This window comes from Streptomyces sp. NPDC002057 (assembly GCF_040296665.1).
Taxonomy (GTDB): Bacteria; Actinomycetota; Actinomycetes; order Streptomycetales; family Streptomycetaceae; genus Streptomyces.
The window spans coordinates 87,046-111,809 of sequence record NZ_JBEOXR010000013.1; the positions used below are offsets into that span (position 1 = coordinate 87,046).

The following is a 24,764-nucleotide window of genomic DNA, read 5'->3' on the forward strand; positions in this document are numbered from 1 at the left end:
GCAGATCCCCCACCGAGATGTGAGAACCGAGGGAGACTCCCCATGCTCCGACGACACGCCCGCTCGGCGTGTACCGCCCTGGTCGCCGCCGGAATGGCGCTGGCCGGGCTCCAGGCCGGTTCCGCCGCCGCGGCCCCGGACGCCCCGCACCTCCACCGGGCCCCGGCGGTCAAGACCGCCGCCCAGGCCCTCGGCGCCGACTCCGCACGGCCCGAGCTGCTCCGGGCCATGCGGCGCGACCTGGGACTCACCCACTCCCAGGCCCTGACCCGCCTCGCGAACGAGGCCGAGGCCGGTGCCACCGCCGCCCGGCTCCGCCAGGACCTGGGCGGCGCCTTCGCCGGTGCCTGGGTGGACGGCGCCGAGGCCGGCACCCTGACCGTGGCCACCACCCGCGCCGCCGACGCGGCCGCGATACGGGCCACGGGCGCGCGGGCCCGGCTCGTGACGCACAGTCTGACCTCCCTGGAGCGGGTCAAGGAGACCCTCGACAAGGCCGCCACCGCCGACGTGCCCGTCCGGTACGTCGACGTCCGCGCCAACGTCCTGGTCGTCGAGGAGGCGCGGGCCGGAGCCGGTGCGCGGCTCGTCGGGGCCGCCGGTGTCCCGGGCGGCCTGGTCCGGGTCGTCCGCACCGCGGAGGCCCCCCGCCCGCTGTACGACATCCGGGGCGGGGACGCGTACTACATGGGCGGCGGCGGACGCTGCTCGGTCGGCTTCGCGGTCACGCGCGGCACCACCCAGGGCTTCGCCACCGCCGGCCACTGCGGCCGGACCGGCACCACCACCAGCGGGTTCAACCAGGTGGCCCAGGGCAGCTTCCAGGGCTCGGTCTTCCCCGGCAACGACATGGCCTGGGTCGCCGCCAACACCAACTGGACCGCCACCCCGTACGTCAAGGGCTCCGGCGGCGCGAACGTCCAGGTGACCGGCTCGGTCCTGCAGCCCGTCGGCTCCTCCGTGTGCCGCTCCGGCTCGACCACCGGCTGGCACTGCGGCACCGTGCAGCAGCACAACACGAGCGTCACCTACCCGGAGGGCACCATCTCCGGGGTGACCCGTACGACGGTCTGCGCCGAACCCGGCGACTCCGGGGGCTCGTACATCTCCGGCAGCCAGGCCCAGGGCGTGACCTCCGGCGGTTCCGGCAACTGCTCCAGTGGCGGGACCACCTTCTTCCAGCCGCTGAACCCGCTGCTGCAGAACTACGGCCTGACGCTGAGGACCACCGGCGTCGACCCGGGTCCCGGCCCGGGCGAGCCCGAGCCGGGCGGCAGCTGGGCGGCGGGCAAGGTCTACGCCGCCGGTGACGTGGTCACGTACGGCGGGGCGAGCTACCGCTGCCTCCAGGGCCACCAGGCCCAGGCCGGCTGGCAGCCGCCGAACGTCCCGGCGCTGTGGCAGCGCCTGTGACGCCGACCGGTCGGTGAGCAGGGGTGCCGCGAACCCGAGGGGGGTGTCGCGGCACCCCCCTCGCCTTCCCCGTATGATCACCGCGATCTTGAACGTGATCGCCGGGTCAGCGCCACTTCGCGGGGGAGTCGCCGTATGAGCAGGGTTCGGGCAGTCGTGGCCGCGGTCGTCCTGGTGTCGGCCGTGGCGGGATGCGGAGCGGGCGATCCCGTCGACGCGAAGCCCCCGGCCGGGAGGCCGACGGCCGACGCGCCGTCGGCGGCGCCGTCCTCCGCCGCGAGCGCGGTCGCCGACGTGGAGAACGAGAAGCCGTCCCCGGCCGGCAAGCTCGGCGCCGACCCCGGCACCCGGTACCGGGCCATCGCCGTCCCGGCCCTGGAGGGCCAGGTCTGCGACGAGGGCGACGGCGGCTTCCACTACGGCAGCGACCTCGACATGATCGTCTCCGGCGACGACGACCTGAAGCGGATCGAGGGCGACAGCCAGGACCTGGCCGACGAGGTGTCCTGCTTCGGCAGTCCGCGCAACGTCCTGCGCATGGGCTCCATGTCGGCCACGACGCCCACCTTCACGGCCAGGACCACGCTGTACGAGCAGGTGGCCGACCCCGTCGCCGCGCTGAACCGGATCTTCGACGCGTCCGTGGAGCTCGCGACCGGCTACGGCCGCGACTTCAACGGCGAGGCCAAGGTGGTCACGAGCGACACCCTCGTCGTGAAGTGCCGGCAGAACGTCACCAACACCTTCCCGATGACCACCTGCTTCTGGGCGAACTACGGGGCGGCCGGCGTCGTGGACTTCTTCCCCGCGAACGGGGAGCAGTACGTACCGATCGACTCGGCCGTCCCGTGGACCCAGGACTTCGTCGCGGGCGCCCTGCGCGCGTAGCCGCCCGGACCCGCGCCTCAGGCCTCGGCGAGGCCTCCCCGGGCGATGACCTCCGCGTACCAGCGGGCGCTGTCCTTGAGCGTCCGGCGCTGGGTCGCGAAGTCCACGTGCACGATGCCGAACCGCTTGCTGTAGCCGTACGCCCACTCGAAGTTGTCCAGGAGCGACCACAGGAAGTACCCGCGCACGTCCGCGCCGTCCGCGAGGGCGCGGTGCACCGCCGCCAGGTGCGCGTGGAGGTACGCCACCCGCTCCGGGTCCTTCACGTTGCCCGAGGGGTCGGCGTAGTCGTCGTACGCGGCGCCGTTCTCGGTGATCACCAGCGGGACGTCCGGGAGTTCGTCCCGCAGCCGGACCAGCAGCTCGTGCAGCCCGTCCGCGTCCACCGGCCAGTCCATCGCGGTGCGCGGCCCGGGGATCGGCTCGAACCGGACGTGCCGCTCCGCACCCGCCCACGGCGAGGGCGACTCGGAGGTGCCCGCCGCGACGACCGAGGGGGAGTAGTAGTTGATGCCGAGCGAGTCGATCGGCGCCGCCGCCGTCTCCAGGTCGCCGTCCCGCACGAACGACCAGTCCGTGACGGACGCCGTGTCGCGGACCAGGTCCTCCGGGAGCCGCCCGTGGAACACGGGGTCGAGGAAGATCCGGTTGCCGACGGCGTCGATGCGACGGGCCGCGTCGATGTCCTCGGGCGCCTGCGAAAGGGCCCGTACGGCATGGAGGTTGAGGGTCAGGGAGACCTCCGCCGAGCCGGGCAGCGCCCCGCGCAGGGTACGCGCCCCGAGCCCGTGCGCCAGGTTGAGGTGGTGGGCGGCGCGCAGCGCGGCGAGGTCGCTGGTGCGGCCGGGGGCGTGCACGCCGTTGCCGTAGCCGAGGAAGGCGGCGCACCAGGGCTCGTTGAGCGTCGTCCAGGTCGCCACCCGGTCGCCCAGGGCGTCCGCCATGATCCCCGCGTACTCGGCGAACCGGTACGCGGTCTCCCGCTGCGGCCAGCCGCCCGCGTCCTCCAGCTCCTGCGGCAGGTCCCAGTGGTACAGCGTCGCCACGGGGCGGATGCCGGCGTCGAGGAGGCGGTCGACGAGGCGCCGGTAGAAGTCCAGGCCCTGGCGCACGGCCGGGCCGCGTCCGGTGGGCTGGACCCGGGGCCAGGCGATGGAGAAGCGGTAGTCGGTCACGCCGAGCCGCCGCATCAGCGCGACGTCCTCGTCGACCCGGTGGTAGTGGTCGGCGGCGATGTCGCCGGTGTCGCCGTTGCGCACCTTCCCCGGCGTCCGGCTGAAGGTGTCCCAGATGGAGGGCGTACGGCCGTCCTCGGCCGCCGCCCCCTCGATCTGGTACGCGGCCGTGGCGGTGCCCCAGCGGAACCCCTCGGGGAAGCGGAGGGCGGTCGTGGTGTCGGTGCGGGCGTCGAGCGCGGTCATGGGGTGGGAACTCCCTGGGGTGAGACGTCTGGGGGAGGCGTGGAGCCGGCGGGGGCGGGCGGGCGTCAGCCCTTGACCGCGCCCTGCATGATGCCGCCGACGATCTGCCGGCCGAGGAGGCCGAAGACGAGCAGCACCGGGAGGGTGCCGAGCAGCGTGCCGGCCATGATCACGGACTGGTCGTGGACGTAGCCGCCGCCGAGCTGGCGCAGGGCGACCTGGACGGTGGGCTCGGACGAGGTGAGGGCGACGACCGGCCAGAAGAAGTCGTTCCAGGCGGCCATGAAGGTCAGCAGGCCGAGCACGGCCATGCCGGGCCGGGCGATCGGCACGACGATCGACCAGAAGATCCGGGCGGTGGAGGCGCCGTCGACCCGCGCGGCCTCGATCAGCTCGTCCGGCAGCGACTGCACCAGGTACTGGCGCATGAAGAACACCCCGAACGCGGAGACCAGGCCCGGCAGGATCACCGCCTGGAGCTGGTTCACCCAGCCGAGTTCGGCGATCAGCATGAACAGCGGGATCACCCCGAGCTGCGGCGGGATCATCATGGTGCCGACGGTGATCGCGAGGAGCGCCCCCCGGCCCCGGAAGCGGAGCTTGGCGAAGGCGAACCCGGCGAGCGTGCAGCAGAGCACGGTGCCGAGGGTGATCGAGCCGGACACGATGAGCGAGTTGAGGAGCGCCTTGCCGATGTCGGCCTCTTCGAGGACCGCCTCGAAGTTCCGGATCAGGTTCGGGCCGGGCAGCAGGGTGGGCGGGACCTTCGCCAGGTCGGCGTTGGAGCGGCTCGCGGCGACGATCGTCCAGTAGAACGGGAAGGCGGAGAACAGGACGGCGACGACGAGGATCCCGTAGGCGAGCGGACCGGCGTGCAGGGTGCGGCCCGCCCGGGAGGCGCCCCGGCGGGGCACGCGCGCGCGTGCGGGGGCCGGGGGAGCGGCCGGCGGGTCGGCGGGCGCGGTCGACGCCGAGGTCGTCGCCGGGGCGATCGGCGCGGTCATCGGCCGGCCTCCTTGCGGGAACGGCGGCGCGCGATCAGGGCGTTGACCCCGACGAGCACCACGATGAGCAGGAACATCACCCAGGCGATGGCGGCGGCCCGGCCCAGGTGGAAGAAGCCCCAGCCCTGCTCGTACATGTAGAGCCCGAGGGTCTGGTACTGGTGCGAGATGCCGCCCGAGATGGAGCCTTCGAGCAGCAGCGGTTCGCCGAACAGCTGGGTCGCGCCGATCGTCGAGACGATGACGGTGAACAGGATGGTGGGACGCAGCCCCGGCAGGGTGACGTGGAAGAACTGGCGCCACCGCGAGGCCCCGTCCATCGCGGCGGCCTCGTACAGCTCGTTCGGGATCGACTGCATCCCGGCCAGGTAGATCAGCGCGTTGTAGCCGGTCCAGCGCCAGATGACGACCGTGGAGACGGCGATCTGCGAGGCGACCGTGCCGTTCTGCCAGTCGACGGGGTCGACGCCGACGAGCCCGAGCGCGTAGTTGATCAGCCCGAAGTCCCGCCCGAAGAGCTGGGCGAAGACCAGGGTGGCGGCGGCCACCGAGGTCGCGTACGGCAGGAGGACCGCCGTCCGCAGGAAGGTGCGGCCGCGCATCCGGTAGTTCAGCAGGTGGGCGAGGCCGAGGGCCATGACCAGCTGCGGCACGGTGGAGAGCACACCGATGGTGAAGGTGTTGCGCAGCGAGAGCCAGAAGTACTCGTCGCCGAAGAGCGCGGTGTAGTTGCCGAGGCCGCGCCACTCCATGTCGCCGGGCGTCTGGAGTTCCACCCGGTAGAGCGAGACGAAGGCCGTGTAGATCAGCGGGAAGAGGCCGAAGGCCGCGAACAGGGTGAAGAACGGGGCGAGGTAGGCGTACGGCGAGAAGGTCTGCCAGGCCCGCCGGGCGGAGCCCCGGCGCGCGGGCGGCGGGACCGGCCTCGGCGGGGCCGGGGACTCGGATGCGGTGAGGGTCACGGTGCGGCCCTTCGGGGTGGGGTCGGGCGGGGGCGCGGCGCGCGGGGCGCGAGCGGGGGCGGGTCGGTGTCGGGTCGGGCGGTGACCGGGCCGGACGGACGCCCGGGGAGGGAGTCCGTCCGCGCGCGCGTCAGCCGATCGTGTTCGCGACGCCCTTCTTCGCGTTCGACCACGCCTTCTCCGGCGACGTGCCCTTCCGCTCGACCTCGCTCAGCGCGTTCGTGATCTGCTGCGCGATGTTCTGGTCGTGCACGCCCAGGACCTGGACCGGGGCCGCCTTCGCCGCCTCGCCGAAGATCTGCCCGATCGGGGCGTCGGAGAAGAACGGGTCCTTCGCGCCGGCGACCTTCTCGATCGCGCCGGTGGCGGAGGGGAAGTTGCCCTGCTTCTCGAAGAGGCGGGTCTGCTGCTCGGGGGCGGTGAGCCACTTCACCAGCTCGTACGCCTCCTTCTTGTGCTTCGCGGCCTTCGGCACCGCCAGGTACGAGCCGCCCCAGTTGCCGGCGCCGCCGGGCAGCGTGGCGACGTCCCACTTGCCCTTGCCGGTCTCACCGGCCTGGCCCTTGATGTAGCCGAGCATCCAGGCGGGGCACGGGATCGTGGCGAAGGAACCGGCGGCGAAGGCCTGGTTCCACTGCGGCGACCACTGGTCGAGCTTCGCGCTCAGCCCGTCCTGGGCCGCCTGCACGGAGTGGTCCCAGGCGGTGCGCAGCGCCGGGTTGTCCTCCCAGATCAGCTTCCCGGAGGCGTCGTAGTACCGCTCCTTCTCCTGCCCGATCATGATCGAGTAGAGGCTGCCGACGCTGTCGAGCCAGGCGCTCTTGCCGGGGGCCTTCGCCTTGTACTGCTTGCCGAGCGCCAGGTACCCGTCCCAGGTGGCCCACTTCTTGGCGAGCTCCGCGCGGTCGGTGGGCAGTCCGGCCTGCTCGAACAGGTCGGTGCGGTAGCACATCGCCTCCGGGCCGACGTCGGTGCCGAGGCCGAGGACCTCGCCGCCCTTGCCGGTGGCGGCGGCCCACTTGGCCGGGGCGAACTGGCCCTCCAGCGCGTCCGCGCCGTACTTCCGCAGGTCCTCGAACCGCTCGGACTGCTGCTGGGCGACGGAGGCGATCCGGCCCACCTCGATGCCCTGGACGTCGGCGAGGCCGGCGCCGCCCGCGAGCCGGGTCTGGAGGGACTTCCAGTAGTCGGCCTCGTCCTCGGTGTCCGTCTGCTTGATGGTGACGCCGGGGTGGAGCTTCTCGTACTCGGCGTACAGACCGGCCTCTTTGTATCCGAAGGAGCCGAACAGGTCGACGGTGATCGTGACCTCGCCTCCCGCGCCGTCGGCGGACGTGTCGTCCGACGCACCTCCGCAGGCTGCGAGCAGGGCGCCGGTGAGCGCGACCGCCCCCAGACGGACGGCGGTTCTCCTGGCGGTGGTGGCGGCTCGGGCGATGGGCATGGGAAGCCTCCCTTGGCTCCGGAACGAGCGAGAGCGACTGAGAGCGCTCTCAAGCATGCGGGGGGAGCGTGCCTGGGACGGAGCCCATCCGTCAAGGCTCGAAGGCGTAACGGACGGGACGAGCCGTCAACTCGGCTCTGTGTTCAATCTCTTGACACACTCGTTTCGCGGGTTTTACGTTTCCGGCGTTCTGAGAGCGCTCTCTGGAGCGCTCCGCCCCCATCCCCGCGCATCCCCTCCGTGCCCCACTCGTCGCGACGACATGAGGTGCCGTACATGCCAGCCCCCCGCACAAGGCCGGCCGCCGCGCTGGTCCTGGTCTCCGCCCTCGCCGCCCTGGGACTCGGCCCCGCCGCCGCCCCCGCGGCCGCGGCCACCGTTCCCACGGGCGCCGGAAGCTACTCCGACACCCGCCCCGCCGGAACCTCCGGACCCACCACCAACACCGGCGCCCCGGTCACCCCCAAGGTCACCGCCGCCGCCCAGGGCAAGCCGGTCCCCACCAACGACTGGTGGTCCTCCCTCGCCTTCCAGCGCTACGGGGACAACCCGTACTCCACCCCCATGTACGGCCACCCGCTCACCTACCAGGCCGTCGCCGGCGGCCTGGAGGTCGGCTACCCGACCAGCCCCGCGATCGTCGGGGACGGGCGGCAGTACGAGTTCGCCCACAAGCGGGACCTCACCCTCGGCCTCACCGGCCTCAACTCCCCGGACACCAAGGCCGACGCCTGGTCCGACTGGACCGTCACCCCCTACTGGTCCGACGGCGCCCGCACCCTGCGCACCACCATCGGCCACGGCATGCCCTTCGTGTACGCCAAGGGCACCGGCGGCGACGCGCGGATCACCACCGCCACCGCGCCCACCGTCTTCTCCGACCAGGGCAACGTCCTCGGCATCACCGTCGCGGGCCACCACTACGCCCTCTTCTCGCCCACCGGAACCGACTGGAACGTCTCCGGCTCCACCATCACCGCCGGACTCGGCGGCAAGGACTACTTCTCCGTCGCCGTCCTGCCCTCCACCGACGCCCTGGCGACCTACCGGAAGTACGCCTTCAGCTTCGTCACCGGCTCCACCGTGAGCTGGGGCTACGACGCCGGAACCGTGCGCGCCACCTACGCCCTCACCACCGAGGCGAAGGAGGGCACCGAGCGCGGCGCCCTCCAGGCGCTCTACCGCCACCAGTGGCTGCACACCACCGACCCCCTCACCCCGTACACCTACGTCTCGCCCCGGGGCACCATGAAGGTCCGGGAGTCGGCCTCCTTCACGACCACCCAGAAGGCCGCCGCCACCCTGCCCGGACTGCCCGGCTCCACCGGCGCGGACACCGCACGGCTGCGCGGCTACCTGAACGAGGTCGCGAACTCCGCCGACCCCTTCTCCGGAGCCGTCGACACCTACTGGACCGGCAAGGCCCTCGGCAAGCTCGCCCAGCTGGTCCCGCTCGCCGACCAGATCGGTGAGACCGCGACCCGCGACAAGCTCCTCGGCCAGATCAAGGGCCGCCTCCAGGAGTGGTTCACGGCCGGCGGCGCCACCGAGTTCTCGTACGACAACGCCTGGAAGACCCTCACCGGCTACCCGGCCTCCTACGGCAGCGACACCGAACTCAACGACCACCACTTCCACTACGGCTACTACGTGTACGCCGCCGCGATCGTCGCCCAGTACGACGCCGCCTGGGCCGCCGACTCGGCCTGGGGCGCCATGGTCAAGACCCTGGTCCGCGACACCGCCAACCCCAGCCGCACCGACACCGCCTTCCCGTTCCTGCGCGGCTTCGACGTCTACGCCGGGCACAGCTGGGCCAGCGGCCACCAGGGCTTCGCCGCCGGCAACAACCAGGAGTCGTCCTCCGAGTCGACCAACCTCAGCGCCGCGCTCGTCCTCTGGGGCTCGGCCACCGGCAACACCCAGCTCCGCGACCTCGGCACCTATCTGCTCACCACCGAGGGCGAGGCCATCGCCCAGTACTGGTTCGACGCCGACCAGCAGGTCTTCCCCGGCTCCTTCCAGCACGACACCGTCGGCATGGTCTGGGGCAGCGGCGGCGCCTACGCCACCTGGTGGACCGCCAACCCCGAGGAGATCCACGGCATCAACGTCCTCCCCGTGACCGGTGGTTCGCTCCACCTCGGCGGGCACAAGGACGCGATCCGCCGCAACATCGCCGAGATGGAACGCGAGAACGGCGGCCCCGCCGTCGAATGGCGCGACATCCTCTGGGAGTTCCAGTCCCTCGCCGACCCCGGAGCCGCCAAGGCCAAGTGGGACGCGGGCCACGCCGGCTACACCCCCGAGGCGGGGGAGTCCAAGGCCCACACCTACCACTGGCTCACCGCACTCGACACGCTCGGCGCACCCGACACGACGGTCACCGGGTCCCTCCCCACCTCGGCCGTCTTCGCCAAGAACGGCACGCGGACGTACGTGGCCCACAACCACGGCTCCACGGCCCGTACCGTCACCTTCTCCGACGGCAAGTCCCTCTCCGTGCCCGCGCGTTCCACCGCGTCCGGCACCGGCGCGGGCGGCCCCGGACCCGACCCCGAGCCGGAGCCCGGCACCGGCAACACCTTCCAGCTCCGCACCGGCGGGACGCTCACCACGGCCACCGGCGCCACGGCGGGCAGCGACACCCTCGCCTCCGCGCAGGGCGGCAACCACGACGGCACCCCGAACCGGCCGCTGGTCTACGTGGCCAGGGGAGTCAACGGCACGCTCAAGGCCGGCGGTTCCACCGCCTTCCGCCTCCAGGTCGACGCCGGCACGGGGGTCGGACTCGGCCAGCAGGCCCGGATCAGCTACGACCTCACCGGTGACGGCACGTTCGAACGGACGGAGACGTACCACTACTTCGCGACCGACCCGGTGACGGGCTGGGAGGAGTACGCCCAGTCCCGCGGCCTCAAGTCCGCCACCGGCACGCTCGGCAACCTGACCGGCGGAACGGTACGCGTCGAGGTCTGGAGCGCCATCGGCAACGGGGACTCCCGGCTCCAGACGGGCACCGACCGCTCCGTGGTCGTCATCCCGTACGACTGACCCGATCGCCTCGGGGTGCGGCGGCCGACCGGGTCCCTCGGGGCGCGGCGGCCGGCCACGGCCCCCAGGGGTACGGCGGCGGGCCCGGGTTCCTCCTCACCCGGGCCCGCCGTCCCTTGCCCGCCGCCGTCCTCCTGCCCCGTGAACCCGGGTCAGGCCGAGTCGCGGAGCACGAGCGACGTCGGGGTGATCACCGACGCCGGAAGCTCCGGGCCGGTCCCGTCGAGCAGCCGCATCAGCAGCTTCACCATCAGCCGCCCCATGCCCTCGATGTCCTGGCGCACCGTCGTCAGGGACGGGGAGGCGGCGCGGACCACCGAGTCCATGTCGTCGAAGCCGACGACCGCCACGTCCTCGGGGACGCGCACACCGCGCTCCCGCAGCGTCAGCAACGCCCCCGACGCCATCAGGTCGTTGGCGACGAAGACGCCGTCGACGTCCGGCCGCCGGTCGAGCAGCTCCGCCATGGCGCGGGCACCGCTCGCCTCGGTGAAGTCGCCCCGGCACAGCAGACCGGGGTCGGCGTCGACGAGGACGTCGCGGTAGCCGTGGATCCGGTCGAGCGCGGACGTCTGGTCCTCCGGCCCGGAGATGTGGGCGATGGTCCGCCGCCCGAGCCCCACCAGGTGCCGCACCGCCTCCCGGGCGCCGCCGCGGTTGTCGCAGTCGACGTAGGGAACGGCCGGGCTCGTGCCGGGAGCCGGCCGCCCGCCGAAGACCACCGGGATGCGGGTCCGGTCGATCACGGCCGGCAGCGCGTCGTCGTTGTGCAGGGAGAAGGCCAGCGCGCCGTCCACGTGCCCGCCGCCCAGATAGCGCGCGATCCGGTCGTGGTCACCCGGGCCCTCCACCCACAGCAGCACCAGCTGGGCGTCGTGCGCGGTCAGCTCCCGGCTGATGCCCCGTACCTGCTGCTCGAAGAAGGGGTCCGAGAAGATCCGGAACTCGGGCTCCGCGATGATCACCGCCACGGCGCCGTTGCGCCGGGTGACCAGCGTGCGGGCCGCGTGGTTGGGCACGTAGCCGAGCTCGTCGACGGCCCTGCGCACCTTCTCGACCAGCGGAGGGCGCACGCCCGCACCCCCGTTGACGACCCGGGAGGCCGTGGCGCGGGACACGCCGGCGCGAGCGGCGACGGCTTCCAGCGTGGGGCGGGGCCCCGTGGTCTGCTCCGGCAAGGCGGGCGCTCCTCGGCTGCGTGGGGTGGACGGTGTCCGGCGTGCGGCGGGCGCGTTCCGGTGCGCGTCGTACGGTGTGGGTTCTCGTGCGGATCAGGATATCTGTACCCCCCACCCTCTGAGAGCGCTCCCAGCCCGAAACGGCGTCCACCTCCCCGGGGATACGGGGCGGGTCGCGCGGAGCCGGACGCCCGCCGGTGCCGAAGGACCGCCGGAAAACCCCGTTGCCGCGCTCCCGGCGCCCTGACTACCGTCAGGGGCCTACGACGTGTAGCTCAGCAGCAGAGCGCCGGGCTCGGGACCCGGAGGGCGCGGGGGCGGAACCCGCCATGTCGGCTTATGGACACACACGCTGACCAGCAGCCCCCGATCATCTCCGGCGCCTACGCCGAGGGCAGGCTCGCCCGCGCCTTCGTCACCGCGCTCACCCACGCGGACCCCGCCACGCGGGCGCGTGCCGAGGAGCGGGCCGGCGGCTGGCGCCGGGTGCTCGCGGGCATGGCCGCGGGCACGCTGAAGGTCGGCTCGCGCACACCGGTACGGGGTCTGCCCGCCTGGGTGACCCCCGAGGTGCTGCACGGCGGCTTCGCCACGGGCACCGCCCGCGCCGGCGGCCCCCTGCTCGCCTACGAGACGGAGGCGGCGCGGAAGGCCGGGGTGCCGGAGGACAGGGAAGCCCTCTTCGCCCACTGCCTCACCGAGACGGGCCTGGCGGAGCTGTGGGCGCTCCTCGACAGCGCCTGCTACGAGGTGGCCCTCCCCGAGGAGGCCGCGCTCCTCACGGTGGCCTGGCTCGTCCGCGCGGGGGAGGCCGGGGCGGCCCTCGAACTCGTCCGGGAGATCGCTCCGTTCGCGGCCACGCTGCGGTTCACCCCGCGCCCGACCGGCTCCCCGGCGCCCGACACCGACGCCGTGCACCGCCGTACGGTCGCGGAGGCGGGCGCCACGCTCGCCGCCCGCGGCCCGAACAGCGCCGTCGAGACCCAGCGCGAGGCGCTCCGCGTCTGGCGGCCCTTCGAGGACGAACTGCTCGCACACTGGCTGGAGACGGCGGGTCCCGGCCACCGGGTCCTCGACCGTGAACCCGGCAGCGGCTGGCACGAGCGCGGCACCGCCCTCCTCGACCGCTACCGGTCCCTGGCCCGGGAACACACCCTGTGCGGCCGCCACCGCGACCCCGGGGGCAACCCCGGGATCCTGCGCGGAGCCCTGGAGGAGACGGCGGCCGGGCGCCCCCTCGACGCGCGGCGGCTCGGGCTGCTGCGGCACGCCGTCGCCTCGATGGTCCGCAAGAGGGGTCTGCCCGGTTCGGAACGGCACACGGCGGTACGGAGCGCTCAGGCGGCCCAGGCCGCCCTGCCCTCCCACCAGGACCTCGCCCGCCTCGTCGCCCACCGGTTGTCCGGCCTCCCGCAGGACACCGGCGCGGCCGACGTGAGCGCGCTCGTCGCCCCGGTGACCGAGGCCGAGGGGGAACGGTCGGGCCTGCCCGCGGGGACGGCCGTACCGCCCGCGCTCCGCCGCGTGGTCGAGGCGGCGCGCAGCGCGCCGCTCCCCACCCTCGTGGAGCTCGGCGTGGTGCCCTCCGCCGAGGTGCTCGCCGAACTGGTCCCCCAGCTCGTCGCCGCCGAGACCGCCCGGGCCCACCGGGACGCCCCGCTGCGCGCGCTGGCGGCCGCGAACTACCGGGCCTTCCGCAACCGCCGCTCCCTGCTGCTGCTCGACCTGGAGCGGCAGGTCCGGCTCGAGGAACTGCCCTGGGTCCGCGCGGTGTCGGCCCAGCGGGCCTCGGGCGCCGACGTCCGCGACTCCGCGCACGCGACGCTGCGCCGGCTCGCCGAGGTCGCCGTGGACGGCTTCCCCGGCACCCTGCTGCCCAACCCGCTCGTCCGCGAACTCTCCGTGCTCGCCCGCCGGACCGGCCTCGACGCCCCGCTGGTCGAGGAGCTGGCCGCCGACATCTTCATGGGCACCTTCAGCCCGAAGTTCCAGGCCGCCGCCGTGGTGGCCGCCGAGCTGCTCGGCGGCGGATCGCTGTACGAGCGGTACTACGGCATCGACTACGCCGCCGTCCGCGCCCCGGCCGATGCCCGGCCCGGACGCGGGGCCACCCGGCGGAAGACCGCGCGGGACGCGCCGGAGTTCGCCGCGCTGTGCCACCAGCGGGCCGGCGCGCGCCCCTTCGGCGGCGTGGCGGAGAACGGCACGGTGATCGAGCAGGCCCAGATCCTCACGACCCACAACCTCGCCACCCTGGTCCACCGCGTCGGCATCGCGCCCGCGTGCGGCTGGGCGGACCTGGCCCGCCGCTGCTTCGTCACGGTCTGCCGCCTGACCGGACGGGTGCACCACGAGCGGTGGCCGCTCGCCACGGTCAAGGACGCGGCGTACGCCTGGCGCCAGATGCTCTTCCACCTGTCCCTGTGCGACGGGGACGCGGCGGCCGGGGTACTGGCCGGGATGCCGGGGGAGCTGGCCCGCCACCCCGGGCACGTGGCCGCCCGTCTGGCACCGGCACTGGCGGGTCTGCGGCTGGTCGCCGACGGGGGGTCCTTCGCCGCCGACGGCACGGCGGACGCCGGACGGGCCCGCAGACTGACCGGCTGGACCGCCACGGGCGGCCACTGGCTGTGTGCCGGACCGGTCGGGTCCGGTCGGCCGCCGGAGGCGTGAACACCTGCCGCCGCGGGCGGTGTCAGTGGTGCGTGCGACGATCCAGGACATGATCGCCTCGCTCGAAGCCCTGTTGCCCGTCGACGGCAGGACGCACGTCTCGACCACGTACGCCGACTGGGTCGCCGCCCACGACCCGGCCGCGGCCGGGGCGGCGCGCGACCTGACGGAGGACATGGGCGGCGAACTCAACCGTTCCTGGACCAAGCCCGGCGCCTTCGTCGACGCGATGGCGTGGCGGGCCCGACGGCTCCCGCCGGCGCACCTGCCCTGGTTCTGGGACACCGTGGGCCACCGCCTCATCGGCTACGGGAGCCGTCCCGGCGGCCGGGCCTACGTGGCGGCGCGGGCCGCCGAGGCCGAGCACGGGCTCGCGGTGGACCCCGCCTACCGCCGGGCCAACGGCCTGCTGTTCGCCAAGGGCGGGGCCATGCCCGCCAAGGAGTTCGGGGCCCACCAGCGCTTCCTCGCCGACACCCTGGAGCCCGTCGAGGCGTACGCGGCCCTCGGGGTCTTCCTGACCGCCTGGGCGGGCTCCAAGGCGGATCTGCCGGCGGACCTGGTGCGCCGCGTGCGGGCCGCCGCCAAGAAGGCCGGGCACGGGGACGACGAGGTCGCGGGGGTGGTCGCCGCGATCCTCTCCGTCACCCGGGAGAAGTCGGTGCCCGACGCGCTCCTCACCGCCGCCGAGCCGATCCTGACGGCCCATCCGCCGACGGACGAGATCGCCGCCGGACTCGTCGAGGTCTTCCCCGAGAGCGTCACCGACGGCGGGCCCTGGCTGCGGTTGCTGATCGGCTGCGGCGCGACCGCGGCGATGGAGGCGGGACGGGTGGTCCCGGACCGCGGACTGCACCACTGGGTCGGGCACTTCGTCCACATGTACCAGTACGCGCGCCAGCCCCGCGGCGGCGTCGGACGGCAGCAGCTGCCGCCGGAGTTCCTCGACCTGGTCGGCCGCCTCGGGCCGCGCCTGCGCGCGGCGGGCGACCCCGTGACCGCGCACACCACCCGGCACCACTACCAGGGCTTCGACGCGGACGTGCTGGACGCCTGCCTGGCGGCCGGGGTCACGGTCGTCGACCCGGGCCCGGAGACCCGGATGCGCTTCTGGGGCGAGCGGTCCCAGCGGGACCTCACGGCGCTCGCCGCCGACCCGGTGTTCGGCCCCCGCCTCGAAGGAACCGTCCACGCCGGACTCACGCCGAACTGGTACGGCGCACCCGCGCGCACGCCCGGATCCGCCGTCACGCTGCTCCCGGGCAACGAGGGCATCGCCCACGAGGTGGCCGGGCGGGTCGGCAAGCTCGTCGACACCGTCGGCGGCGGCGGCATGGCGGGGGCCGAGGAGGCCGTCGCCGAGCTGGAGACCGTTCTCGACCGGCCCACGGTGACGGCGCTCGGCGGAATCGTCGACGCCCTCGCGGGCGCGTCCGCCGCGGGCGCGCTGCGGCGCTCCCTCGCCGCCGGACTGCCGGAGGAACTGGCGTGGCCCGCCCTGGAGACGGTGTACGAGGAGTTCGCGGCGGACGCCGCGCGCGAGGCGGAGAACGGCCGGACGACACCGCCTGGCACGCCGGACGCCCCGGCGCCGGCCGGGGAGCGGGGCGGCGCCCAGGCCGGGCCGGAAGCCGCCGGGCCGGAAGCCGCCGGTGCGGCCGCGGCGCTCGGTGCGGCCGGGCTCCCCGGAGTGGCCGGGGTGACTTCCACCTGGCCGGTGCTCACGGTCTTCGGGCGCGACCGGGCCGTCGCCGTCGCCCCCGACGGGGTGCGCGGCTCCTGCCGGTTCACGGTGCCGGAGGGCGCGACGATGTTCGCCGTGCACTACGTGGGCGGCTCCTTCCTGGTGAGCTGGACCCTCGGGTCGAGCCCGTACCACTGCGACACGGCCGTCTGGGCCGACCGGCCGGACGAGCCCTTCACCCCGACCGAGGCCGGCGGTCTGGTGGCCTTCGGCGGCAGTCTGGACGGCGGGTACGGCTTCCAGTTCGAGACCGCCGACGGCGGCGGGCGCCACGCCGGCCTGCGGGTGACGCGCCCCGGCGACACGGAGGGCATCGACCGGGAGGAGCTCCAGCTCGGCGACGGCACCAGGATCTGGACCAACGCCGTCTACGGCAGGCGGGCGTGGGAGGTGGTGGACCCGGTCACCGGCGAGCGGCTCGGCGCGACACCGCTGCCGGACTTCCCCGGCCGCCCCGCGAGCACGGGCCCCGCCGAGGCGGACCTGACCCCGGCCCACGAGGCGCTCCAGCTGGCGCCGCTGCCCGCCGGTCTGACCGACTCGCCGCTGGGCAGCCGGGACGGGCTCGTCGGCACCCGCGTGCTGTTCCGCACCCGCCACCGCGACCACGCGCCGGACCACTTCCTCGTGGAGAGCGTCGACGGGCGCTCGGCCCGGTTCGACATCGACCGGCCGGGACAGGAGCCGTGGGGCCTCTGGGCACCCCCGGAGGGCGCCGTGGAGGACGTGGTCCTCGCCGAGGCGCAGACCTGGACGGGCGTGCGCGCCTACACGGCGGACGGCGTGCTGCTGTGGGAGCTGGACGGGCACCACTCGCCCCGGCACCCCCGGGTGAAGCCCAAGCGCCTGGCCACCGCGTCCCACGGTGTGGCCCTGCCGCCCGCGTTCTGGTACCTGCTGCGGACCCGCGACCCGGCGGGCTCCAAGGCGCTCCGCACGGTGGAGCGGCGGACCGCGGACACCCTCCTGGCCGCCGCCCTCGAAGGGACGGAGGCCCTGCGCGCCGCCGTGGCGCGCGAGCTGCCCGAGGTCACCGATCCGGTCCTGGTCGAGGCGGTCCTCGCGGTGGGCGAGCGGGCCGCCCGCATCGAGGAGCGCCGCCGCGACCTGCACCGCCGCGTCACCCTCCTCGCCGAGGCGCCGCCGGTCCTGCCGAGCCGCGCCGTGCCCGACACCGAGCTGATGCCCGCGCTCTTCGGTCTCCTCGTGGACGGGCTGAGCGACCCCTGGCGGCGGGCCAAGGACGCGGCACAGCCCGCGACGCTGAGCGCGCTCGCCGCCGACGGCGCCTGCCTGGCCGGGACGATCGCCGAGGAGGTGCGGCGGCTCTCCCCGCCCGCCCTGCCCCACGACTGGTCGCAGCTGCTCGGCTCGATCGACGCGGTCGCCTGGCGGGCGGCGGTGGCCCCGACCCCCGACACGGAGCGGTCGGCCCTCCTCGGACTCCTGGAGACCTGGGCCGACCAGCCGTTCGCCCGTGCGGGCGGCCGGTGGTGGGTGGGCCGCACCTCCGACGCCGGAGTCCTGGACCGGGTACGGGAGGGCGGCAGGCCCGTGGCGTCCGCCGGGGCCTGGGACGGCGGCGGGACGTGCTGGTTCGTGGCGCCCGCGGGCGACGGCACGGGCGAGCCTCCGGTCCCGGAGGACGCCGGTCGGACCCGGCTCGTCCGGGTGGACCGCGACGACGCCGCCCGGCTGCGGACCCTGCTCGCGGCGATCGAGGCCAACGGGCCCGTGCCGGTGCCCGAGTCGGCGGCCGTGCGCTTCGCCGAACTGACCGGTGTCCGCCGGGCCGTGGCCCGGCTCGTGGTCGCCGGCCTGGTCGGCCGCGGCGACCGCGACGCGGACCGCTCCCTGGCCCGCAAGGCCCCGTACAGGGCGAGCCCGATGACGGCCGAGGCGTACGAGAAGCTCCGCGCGCGGCTCGGCGGGGACGGCCGGAGGGCCGTCCTGGCCGCCGCGCTGCCCGGGGACCCGGCCGAGCTGTGGCGGCCCGGCGGCGTCGAGGCGGCCGTCGAGCGGATGGCCGCGGTGTGGAGCGAGCGGATGGGGACGCTGTCCGCCGTGCACGACGAGGCGGCCGACGCCCTGGAGGCCGACCTCGGCCTCTCCGACGTCTGGGCCCGGCGCCTCGCCGGCGGCTACGAGGCCGCCCGGGACGACACCGTCCCGGCGGCCGGCTGGGACCTCGCGGCACCCGCGTACGGCCTCGGTGTGGAGGTGAGGGCCCTGCCGCCGGCCGGACCCGAACTGCCCTACCGCACACCGGTCGGCCTGCCGCTCGGCCACATCGCGAGCGCACTGGTGTGGGCCTGGACCGACCGCCCCGTCGGGGACCCCGCGGTGGCCGGCGCGACGGCCCTCCACGAGACGCTGCGAGCGGAACTGGCCCGCCCGGAACTCCTCGTCGAACTGCCCGGCGGCCGGATCCAGGACAGCACGGTGCCGATCGCCGAGCGGTTCGGGCCCGCGCGGCTGCCCGTGTCGACGGACCGCCGCAAGGAGCAGGGGGAGATGCCCGCGACGACGGCGTACGACTCCGGCCCCCTGGTGGTGTGCGCGCCCGGCGGCGACGCCTTCCTGCGGCCCGCCCTGGCCGCCGACCCCGAGGCGTGGCGGCGGGTCCGGGAGATCACCGACCTCGCGGAGGCGCTGGACCGGGTGGCACCGATCCTGGTGGGCGGCGGAGTCGACCGGATGATGCGCCGGGCAGTCTCGGGAGCCGTGCCCGACGGGGCGTACGAGGCGGATCCCCGGCACTCCTGCCCCGAGCTCGTGGCGCGCGCGGCCCAGGAACTGGGCGTGGGGGCGGACGCCGCCGCGCTCTACCTCCAGCTGGCGGCGCTGGCCGCGCCCACCGACCGGAACGTACGGCGGTGGAACGGGTGGACGAGCAAGCGGCACGCGGAGGTCCGGGCGGAACTCCTCGCCACCGGCGCGGTCCTGGAGGCCAAGCGGGCGCGGGCGGGCCGGACGCTGTTCCTGCCCGGGGAGTGGACCGAGCTCAAGGCCCCGCACCTGCCGCTCGAAAAGGTGAAACTGGCGAGCCATCAGGTGCGTCCGCTGTGGAGCAACCAGATTCAGGCCCCGTTCGTCCGGGTGCTGCCGACGGCACCTCTGCACGAGCTGTTCGCCCAGGCGTGGGAGCGCGAACGGGGGCGGGACGCCTGACCGGGAGGAGTGAGCCGGGCCCCGCCCGGCTCACTCCTCCCGGAGCCCGGCCACGAAGGCGTGGGCGAGGGTACGGGTGTGGGTGAGGGTGATCAGCCAGGACCGAATCCCCGTCTCCTCGGCCAGCGCGGCGGCGCGGCCGGTCAGCCGGAGGGACGGGCTCCCGGACGGGGCGCGCACCACCTCGATCTCGGTGAGGACCGAACCGGTGAGGCCCACACCCAGCGCCTTGAGCACCGCCTCCTTGGCGGCGAAGCGTACGGCGTACCGCTCGGCCGAGTCCGCGGGGATGTCGCAGTAGGCGCGCTCGCCCGGGGTGAACACCCGCGCCGCGAAACGCGGTTGACGGGCCAGGACGGCCCGCATCTCGTCCACCTCCACCAGGTCCGTGCCCACCCGGAGGACCCGCCTGCCGACCAGCCCGGACGCGGCGGCGACCGTGGCCTCAGCGACGGCCCCGCACCCGGTCTCCGGCCCCGCGCCCACTCCTCCCGGCCCCGCGCCCTCCGTCCCCGGCCCGGCGCCTACCGCCCCCGGCCCGGCCCCGGCCGCTCCGGGCGCCGTGTCGGCCGGCCCGGGCGCCTGTTCGCCGGCCCTCTCGCCGACCGTCCCGGCGGTCTCTCCGCCGTCCACCGAACCGATCATCATCCCAAGATCCAACTCTCTTGCTCCGTCGAGCGATCGGCCGATAAGGTGCCGAGCCGTCACCCATGATGGAGCACGCGCGCGCCGTCACCGAGCGCCGACCGAGAGGGTCCCCGCGATGAGTCTGCGGTTCACGCTTCAGTCCAACCCCACTCCCGCGAGTCCCGAGCGGCGCGCCGAGATCCTCGCCGACCCCGGGTTCGGCCAGTACTTCACCGACCACATGGCCCGCGCGGTGTGGACGGCGGAGGGCGGCTGGAGCGACGCCGCCGTGGTCCCCTTCGCGCCGGTCCCCATGCACCCCGCCGCCGCCGTCCTGCACTACGCGCAGGAGATCTTCGAGGGCATGAAGGCCTACCGCCACGCGGACGGCTCCGTCTGGACCTTCCGCCCGGAGGCCAACGGCGAGCGGTTCGTGCGCTCCGCCCGGCGCCTCGCCCTCCCCGAACTCCCGCTGCCCGCCTTCCTCGACTCGGTCACCGAACTCGTCCGGGCCGATCGGGTGTGGGTGCCGACCGGCGAGGAACAGAGCCTCTACCTGCGCCCGTTCATGTTCGCCTCCGAGCCCTTCCTCGGCGTGCGGCCCGCCGCCGAGGTCACGTACATGGTCATCGCCTCGCCGGTCGGCCCGTACTTCTCGGGCGGAGTGAAGCCGGTCTCGATCTGGCTCTCCACGGACTACACCCGCGCCGGGCGCGGCGGGACCGGCGCCGCCAAGTGCGGCGGCAACTACGCGGCCAGCCTCGCGCCGATGCTGGAGGCCGGCGAGCACGGCTGCGACCAGGTCTGCTTCCTCGACGCGGCCGAGGGCCGGTACGTCGAGGAACTCGGCGGCATGAACCTGTACTTCGTCACGGACGACGGGCGCCTGGTCACCCCGGAGCTGGGCACCATCCTGGAGGGGGTCACGCGCGCGTCGATCCTCGCCCTCGCCAAGGAGATGGGGCTCGACGTGGAGGAGCGGGCGGTCGAGATCACCGAATGGCAGGAGGGCGCGCGGACCGGCGCCATCCGTGAGGTCTTCGCCTGCGGCACCGGCGCCGTGGTGACCCCCGTCGGGCGCCTCGTCTGGCACGACGGCGAGGTCGTCGCCCCGGACACGGGCGCCGAGGACTCGGTGACGATGCGGCTGCGCCGCCGTCTGGTGGACATCCAGTTCGGGCGTGCGGAGGACCCGCACGGCTGGATGCGGAAGCTCGTCTGACCGACCGGCGGAACGCCCGGGACCGCACGCGGCACGCGGTGCGGCCCGCACCAGACGCCGCGGGGCCGCCCTCCCGGCGACGGGAAGGTGACGACAGGCCCTAGCCCCGGGGCCCCGCCGTCAGCAGACCGAGGCCCACCGCGTCGTTCGGGCAGACGCCCCCGCAGTCGTCCCCGGTGGACGTGGTTCCCCCGGTGACCGGCAGGCAGGCGTCCGCGAGGTCCCCGGCCCGCAGGGCGCGGCCCCCGCCCACCCCCCGCTGCACGGCGAGGGCCACCACTCCGGCCGCGTACGCCGTCGCGCCCGAGGTCCCGCTGGAGACCAGCCAGCCGTCGTCCGGCGCGGTCCCGTCGTAGGCGCTGTTGCGGCGGTCGAACAGACAGCCCGGCTGGGTCGGGAAGACGATGTAGTCACCGTGCGGAAGCGTCCCGCAGGGGCCCGACAGGTCGGGGACGCTCCGGCCGGGGAAGACCGCCGAGCGGTAGCTCGACGCCAGGTCGGAGGCGCGCCGCGCGCCGTCGGGGCCGACATGGACCCCGCCGACCGTCAGGGCACCCGGGGTGGCCACCGACTGGAACATCGCGGTGCGCCGGTCGGTGGAGCCGTTGCCCGCGGCGAAGAGGACGGTGATGCCCCGCCGGACCGCGTCGGCGACCTCCAGGTGCAGCTGGGGCTCCTCCCGCAGGGTTCCCCAGCTGCACGAGATGACGTCCGGTGCCAGCTCCACCGCCCGCTGGAACGCGGCGAGCGGGAAGGAGAAGGCCTCGTTCGCCATCTTCACCATCGTGAGCTCGGCCCGGGGAGCGACCGCCAGGAGCAGCGCCGACATGGCGGTGCCGTGTCCGCGCTCGTCGGCGGCGGGGTCGAGGCCGGCGACGGCGGGCACCACGGAGGTCGCGTAGCCGTGCGCGCGGTGGTGCGGATGCGCGTACAGGCCGGTGTCGACCATCACCACCCGTACCCCCTCGCCCCGGATTCCGGCGGCGTGCAGCGGCACGGCGCCGGCCACGCGGACGGCGTCCCCGGGCAGCCGCAGATACCGGTCGGTGGGCGGCAGCGGCGGGGCGGCGGCGACGGTCAGCTCGAAGCCGGAACGGGGGGCCCGCGCCTCGGCGACCAGCTCGGGACGGACACGTGAGCGCAGGGCGCGCGGTGCCTTCAGCTCGTACCGCACCGACCCCCGGATGTACTTGTTGCGTACGGGCAGGACGGGGCTGCCGAAGACCTCCGCGAGCAGGGTGTTCTCCCCGGAGACGGTGAGTCCGACCTCCGTCCGCGCCTCCACGCTCAGCCCCTCGCCGGTGAACGCGTCGGCGAGCGCCTCCACCACCCCGGGGGCGGGCAGGAACTCCTCCACCGGGTGGCGCAGCAGCTGGGCGGGATCGGAGCCGATCCGGAGTCCGGTGGCCGAGCGGGGGACGACGGTGACGACCCCGCGCCGCTCGAAGCGGGCGAGCTCCTCCTCCACCATGCGGTGCCTTCCCTTCAGCCGTTCGCGAGCGCCCGCAGGCGGTGCCGGTCGAGCTTGCCGGACGGGGTCAGGTTCACGTCCTCGTCGGTGAGGAAGTCGATCCGGGCGGGGAGCATGTAGCCGGGCAGCCGGAGGGCCAGTTCCCGCCGCAGCTCGGTCTCGTCGGGGCCGGATCCGTCCCCCCGGCCCAGGACGAAGAGCGTGATGGCCTTCCCCGTCACGGGGTGTTCGGCCGGGACCGCGCAGCAGTCCGTCACCCCCGCCACGGCGAGGGTGGCCGCGTCCACCTCGGAGAGATGGACGAGGTTGCCGTTGATCTTGAGGGCGTCGTCGCGGCGGCCCAGGAAGACGAGCGCGCCGTCCTCCCGGCGCCGGACGTAGTCGCCGGAGCGGTAGTAGCGGCCCCCGGCGGGGCCGGGCAGCTCCACGACCGCCCGCGCGGTGCGGTCCGGTTCGCCGCAGTACCCCACCATCACCTGCGGGCCGCCGATGAGCAGTTCCCCGGTCCCGCCGTCCGGGACGGGCCGGAGCTCGTCGTCGACGACGAGGACGTCGACGTTCGGCAGGGGGCCGCCGATGGGCAGGAACTCCTCCTCGTACCCGGCGATGTCGTCGGTGAGGAAGAGCGTCGCGCTGTGGGTGGTCTCGGTCGGCCCGTACCCGTGCACGTACGTGAGGCCGGGCGCCATCGCCGCGAACGCGCGCAGCACCGGGACCGGGCAGGACTCGCCGCCGAACCAGAGCCTCCGCAGCGAGGTCAGGTCGCGCCGGCCGGCGTCGCTGAAGCGGCCCACCAGCATGCGGATCACCGAGGGGACGAGGAGGGTGTCGGTGATCCGCCACTCCTCGACGGCCCGGGTGATCTGCGTGGCCATCCGCAGCCGGGGCAGCAGATGGACGGAGCCGCCGACCAGGAAGGTCGACCAGAGGTCGACGACCGAGGCGTCGAAGAAGAGCGGCGCCACGTTGAGGAAGCGCATGCCGTCCTCGAAGCCGACCACCTTCTGCACCCCTTCGAGGAGGGCGCACAGCGAGCGGTGGCTGATCACCACGCCCTTGGGGGAGCCGGTCGAGCCCGAGGTGAAGACGACGTACGCGTGGTCCTCGGGGCTGCGGTCCGGCGGGCCGGCCGGACGCACGTCGCTCTCGGCGGCCGGATCCCACCCCGTGTCGCCGGCGCCGTCCCCGACGGTCACCACGCTGCCCGCGGGCGCCCCGTCGAGCAGCCCCCGGTGCTCGGGGTGGACCAGGGTGACCGTGGGCTCGCACAGGCCGAGCAGCAGGGCGATCCGGGCGGCCGGCAGCGACTCGTCCACCGGCACGTACCGGGCACCGAGCCGCAGCGCCGCCCACATGACCGTCACCGAGGCGACCGACTTGTCCATCACGATGGCGACCGTGGAGCCCCGGCCGACGCCGAGGCGGGCCAGGAGATCGGTCAGCGTCTGCGTCCGCCGCGCGAGCGTCCGGTAGGTGACCGTCTCCCCGGTGTCGAGCGCCACCACGGCCGTGGCGTCGCTCGCGCGGCGGCGCTCCAGGATCTCGTCGGCGAACAGCGGCACGCCGCCGCCGTCCGGGTGCCCGGTCATCCGTCCTCCTGCCAGGTGAGGGGCGACTCCAGGCGCCGGTGGACGGCGTCGAGCAGCTCCGGGAACGTCTCCATCTTCTGGTCGTACGAGCCGAAGTGGCCCATGCCGTCCATCACGGTGAGGTCGCTCCCGGTCAGCCCGTGCAGCTCCTCGGCGACCTCGAAGGGGACCCAGGGGTCGTCCCTGGAGTGGAACTGGGCGATGAAGCGCTGGTTGCCCCGGATGGCGTCCCAGTCCCAGGGCCGGTCGAAGAAGCCGCTGCGGCGCTCCAGTTCGAAGCCGCAGTCGGTGTGGTGGCCGGCCACGGCGAACGTACCGAGCAGCGGCGCCGTCTCCGCGTACCGGAACGCGGTGAGCGCGCCGGAGGAGTGCCCGACGATCACCGTGTTCTCGTCGGGCCGGATCACGTCCGTGAGGTACGGCAGCCAGAACCGCATCCGGCCCTTGATCGGGTCCGGAAACGTCTCGGCCACCACCCGGTGGCCGAGGGCCTCCAGTTCCCGTCTGAGGTACGGGAACCAGATGCCCTCGACGCTCGCCCCGGCGTTCCCGTGGATCAGTACGATCCGCACGTCCGCCCGGGAACGGGGCCGGACCGCGCCCGGCCCCGTCGTGGAGATCTCAGACAGGGGACACCTCGTCGTCCAGGAGCTCTTCGAGCAGCTCGGAGAGCGAACCCAGGGTCGCGAAGTTCTCGACGGTCAGCAGCTCCGGTTCGAGCTCGATGTCGTAGAACGTCTCGAAGGCCAGGGTCAGTTCGATCATCTGGGTCGAGTTCAGCGAGAGCCCGCCGTTGAACAGCGGGGTCCCGGAGGAGAGTTCGACCCGCTGGTGCGGGAAGATCTCGGCGATGACCTCGCGGAGGTCGTCCTCGATGTCCGCCCGGGTCTTGCGGTCGCTCAC

At 74.4% G+C, this 24,764-nt stretch carries 16 protein-coding genes and 1 tRNA gene; 7 read left to right on the forward strand and 10 right to left on the reverse strand.

The genetic code is table 11. The features are described from left to right. Nucleotides 1-42 precede the first annotated feature (42 nt). Entirely contained in the window at nucleotides 43-1,413 is a 1,371-nt protein-coding gene (locus tag ABT129_RS13910; protein ID WP_351900484.1) for a carbohydrate-binding protein, read from the forward strand. Between the two features lie 135 nt (nucleotides 1,414-1,548). Next, nucleotides 1,549-2,301, forward strand: coding sequence for a hypothetical protein (locus ABT129_RS13915; RefSeq protein ID WP_351900486.1), 753 nt, complete (start codon nucleotides 1,549-1,551; stop codon nucleotides 2,299-2,301). A 17-nt stretch (nucleotides 2,302-2,318) separates the two neighbouring features. Here the strand turns inward: ABT129_RS13915 and ABT129_RS13920 are convergent, their stop codons facing one another. The 4 genes from ABT129_RS13920 to ABT129_RS13935 all read right to left on the reverse strand — a co-directional run bounded on the left by ABT129_RS13920 (nucleotide 2,319) and on the right by ABT129_RS13935 (nucleotide 7,132). Further along, nucleotides 2,319-3,722 carry a GH1 family beta-glucosidase gene (locus tag ABT129_RS13920; RefSeq protein WP_351900488.1) on the reverse strand — a complete coding sequence of 468 codons (1,404 nt, stop codon included), beginning with the start codon at nucleotides 3,720-3,722 and terminating at the stop codon, nucleotides 2,319-2,321. A 65-nt stretch (nucleotides 3,723-3,787) separates the two neighbouring features. Further along, on the reverse strand, nucleotides 3,788-4,726 hold the full coding sequence (locus tag ABT129_RS13925) for a carbohydrate ABC transporter permease (RefSeq protein ID WP_351900490.1): 939 nt from the start codon (nucleotides 4,724-4,726) through the stop codon (nucleotides 3,788-3,790). After that, the gene (locus ABT129_RS13930) at nucleotides 4,723-5,688 is read right to left on the reverse strand and encodes a carbohydrate ABC transporter permease (RefSeq protein WP_502981756.1); all 966 of its coding nucleotides are present in this window, start codon (nucleotides 5,686-5,688) and stop codon (nucleotides 4,723-4,725) included. The genes ABT129_RS13925 and ABT129_RS13930 overlap by 4 nt, the downstream gene beginning before the upstream one ends. 130 nt (nucleotides 5,689-5,818) lie before the next feature. After that, a complete protein-coding gene (locus ABT129_RS13935) occupies nucleotides 5,819-7,132 on the reverse strand; it encodes an ABC transporter substrate-binding protein (RefSeq protein ID WP_351900492.1) in 1,314 nt (437 codons plus the stop codon). A 276-nt stretch (nucleotides 7,133-7,408) separates the two neighbouring features. Between ABT129_RS13935 and ABT129_RS13940 the strand changes: the two genes are divergently transcribed. Beyond that, entirely contained in the window at nucleotides 7,409-10,186 is a 2,778-nt protein-coding gene (locus ABT129_RS13940) for a glycosyl hydrolase (RefSeq protein ID WP_351900494.1), read from the forward strand. A 152-nt stretch (nucleotides 10,187-10,338) separates the two neighbouring features. On the opposite strand, the gene ABT129_RS13945 is transcribed toward ABT129_RS13940, so the two are convergent. After that, nucleotides 10,339-11,364 carry a LacI family DNA-binding transcriptional regulator gene (locus ABT129_RS13945; protein ID WP_351900496.1) on the reverse strand — a complete coding sequence of 342 codons (1,026 nt, stop codon included), beginning with the start codon at nucleotides 11,362-11,364 and terminating at the stop codon, nucleotides 10,339-10,341. Nucleotides 11,365-11,628: 264 nt separating this feature from the next. On the opposite strand from ABT129_RS13945, the gene ABT129_RS13950 reads away from it, so the two are divergent. The 3 genes from ABT129_RS13950 (at nucleotide 11,629) to ABT129_RS13960 (ending at nucleotide 18,952) form a co-directional block, all read left to right on the forward strand. Then, nucleotides 11,629-11,700 (forward strand) — tRNA-Pro (locus ABT129_RS13950). Nucleotides 11,701-11,703: 3 nt separating this feature from the next. Further along, nucleotides 11,704-14,037, forward strand: coding sequence for a serine/threonine-protein kinase (locus ABT129_RS13955; RefSeq protein ID WP_351900498.1), 2,334 nt, complete (start codon nucleotides 11,704-11,706; stop codon nucleotides 14,035-14,037). Between the two features lie 28 nt (nucleotides 14,038-14,065). After that, nucleotides 14,066-18,952: a hypothetical protein gene (locus ABT129_RS13960; RefSeq protein ID WP_351900499.1), complete on the forward strand. Its 4,887-nt coding sequence runs from the start codon at nucleotides 14,066-14,068 to the stop codon at nucleotides 18,950-18,952. Nucleotides 18,953-18,982: 30 nt separating this feature from the next. On the opposite strand, the gene acpS is transcribed toward ABT129_RS13960, so the two are convergent. After that, nucleotides 18,983-19,600, reverse strand: coding sequence for a holo-ACP synthase (gene acpS, locus ABT129_RS13965; RefSeq protein WP_351900501.1), 618 nt, complete (start codon nucleotides 19,598-19,600; stop codon nucleotides 18,983-18,985). Nucleotides 19,601-19,715: 115 nt separating this feature from the next. On the opposite strand from acpS, the gene ABT129_RS13970 reads away from it, so the two are divergent. Then, a complete protein-coding gene (locus ABT129_RS13970) occupies nucleotides 19,716-20,801 on the forward strand; it encodes a branched-chain amino acid aminotransferase (RefSeq protein ID WP_351900502.1) in 1,086 nt (361 codons plus the stop codon). Between the two features lie 100 nt (nucleotides 20,802-20,901). Here ABT129_RS13970 and ABT129_RS13975 read toward each other — a convergent pair whose 3' ends face one another. The 4 genes from ABT129_RS13975 to ABT129_RS13990 are packed head-to-tail and all read right to left on the reverse strand — an operon-like array spanning nucleotide 20,902 to nucleotide 24,764. Further along, a complete protein-coding gene (locus ABT129_RS13975) occupies nucleotides 20,902-22,272 on the reverse strand; it encodes a S8 family serine peptidase (protein ID WP_351900503.1) in 1,371 nt (456 codons plus the stop codon). A 14-nt stretch (nucleotides 22,273-22,286) separates the two neighbouring features. Continuing rightward, nucleotides 22,287-23,861 carry an amino acid adenylation domain-containing protein gene (locus tag ABT129_RS13980; protein ID WP_351900505.1) on the reverse strand — a complete coding sequence of 525 codons (1,575 nt, stop codon included), beginning with the start codon at nucleotides 23,859-23,861 and terminating at the stop codon, nucleotides 22,287-22,289. After that, on the reverse strand, nucleotides 23,858-24,433 hold the full coding sequence (locus tag ABT129_RS13985) for an RBBP9/YdeN family alpha/beta hydrolase (protein WP_351900506.1): 576 nt from the start codon (nucleotides 24,431-24,433) through the stop codon (nucleotides 23,858-23,860). The genes ABT129_RS13980 and ABT129_RS13985 overlap by 4 nt, the downstream gene beginning before the upstream one ends. Before the next feature lie 49 nt (nucleotides 24,434-24,482). Next, nucleotides 24,483-24,764 (reverse strand): acyl carrier protein, encoded by a 282-nt coding sequence (locus ABT129_RS13990; protein WP_351900507.1) that lies wholly within the window; start codon nucleotides 24,762-24,764, stop codon nucleotides 24,483-24,485.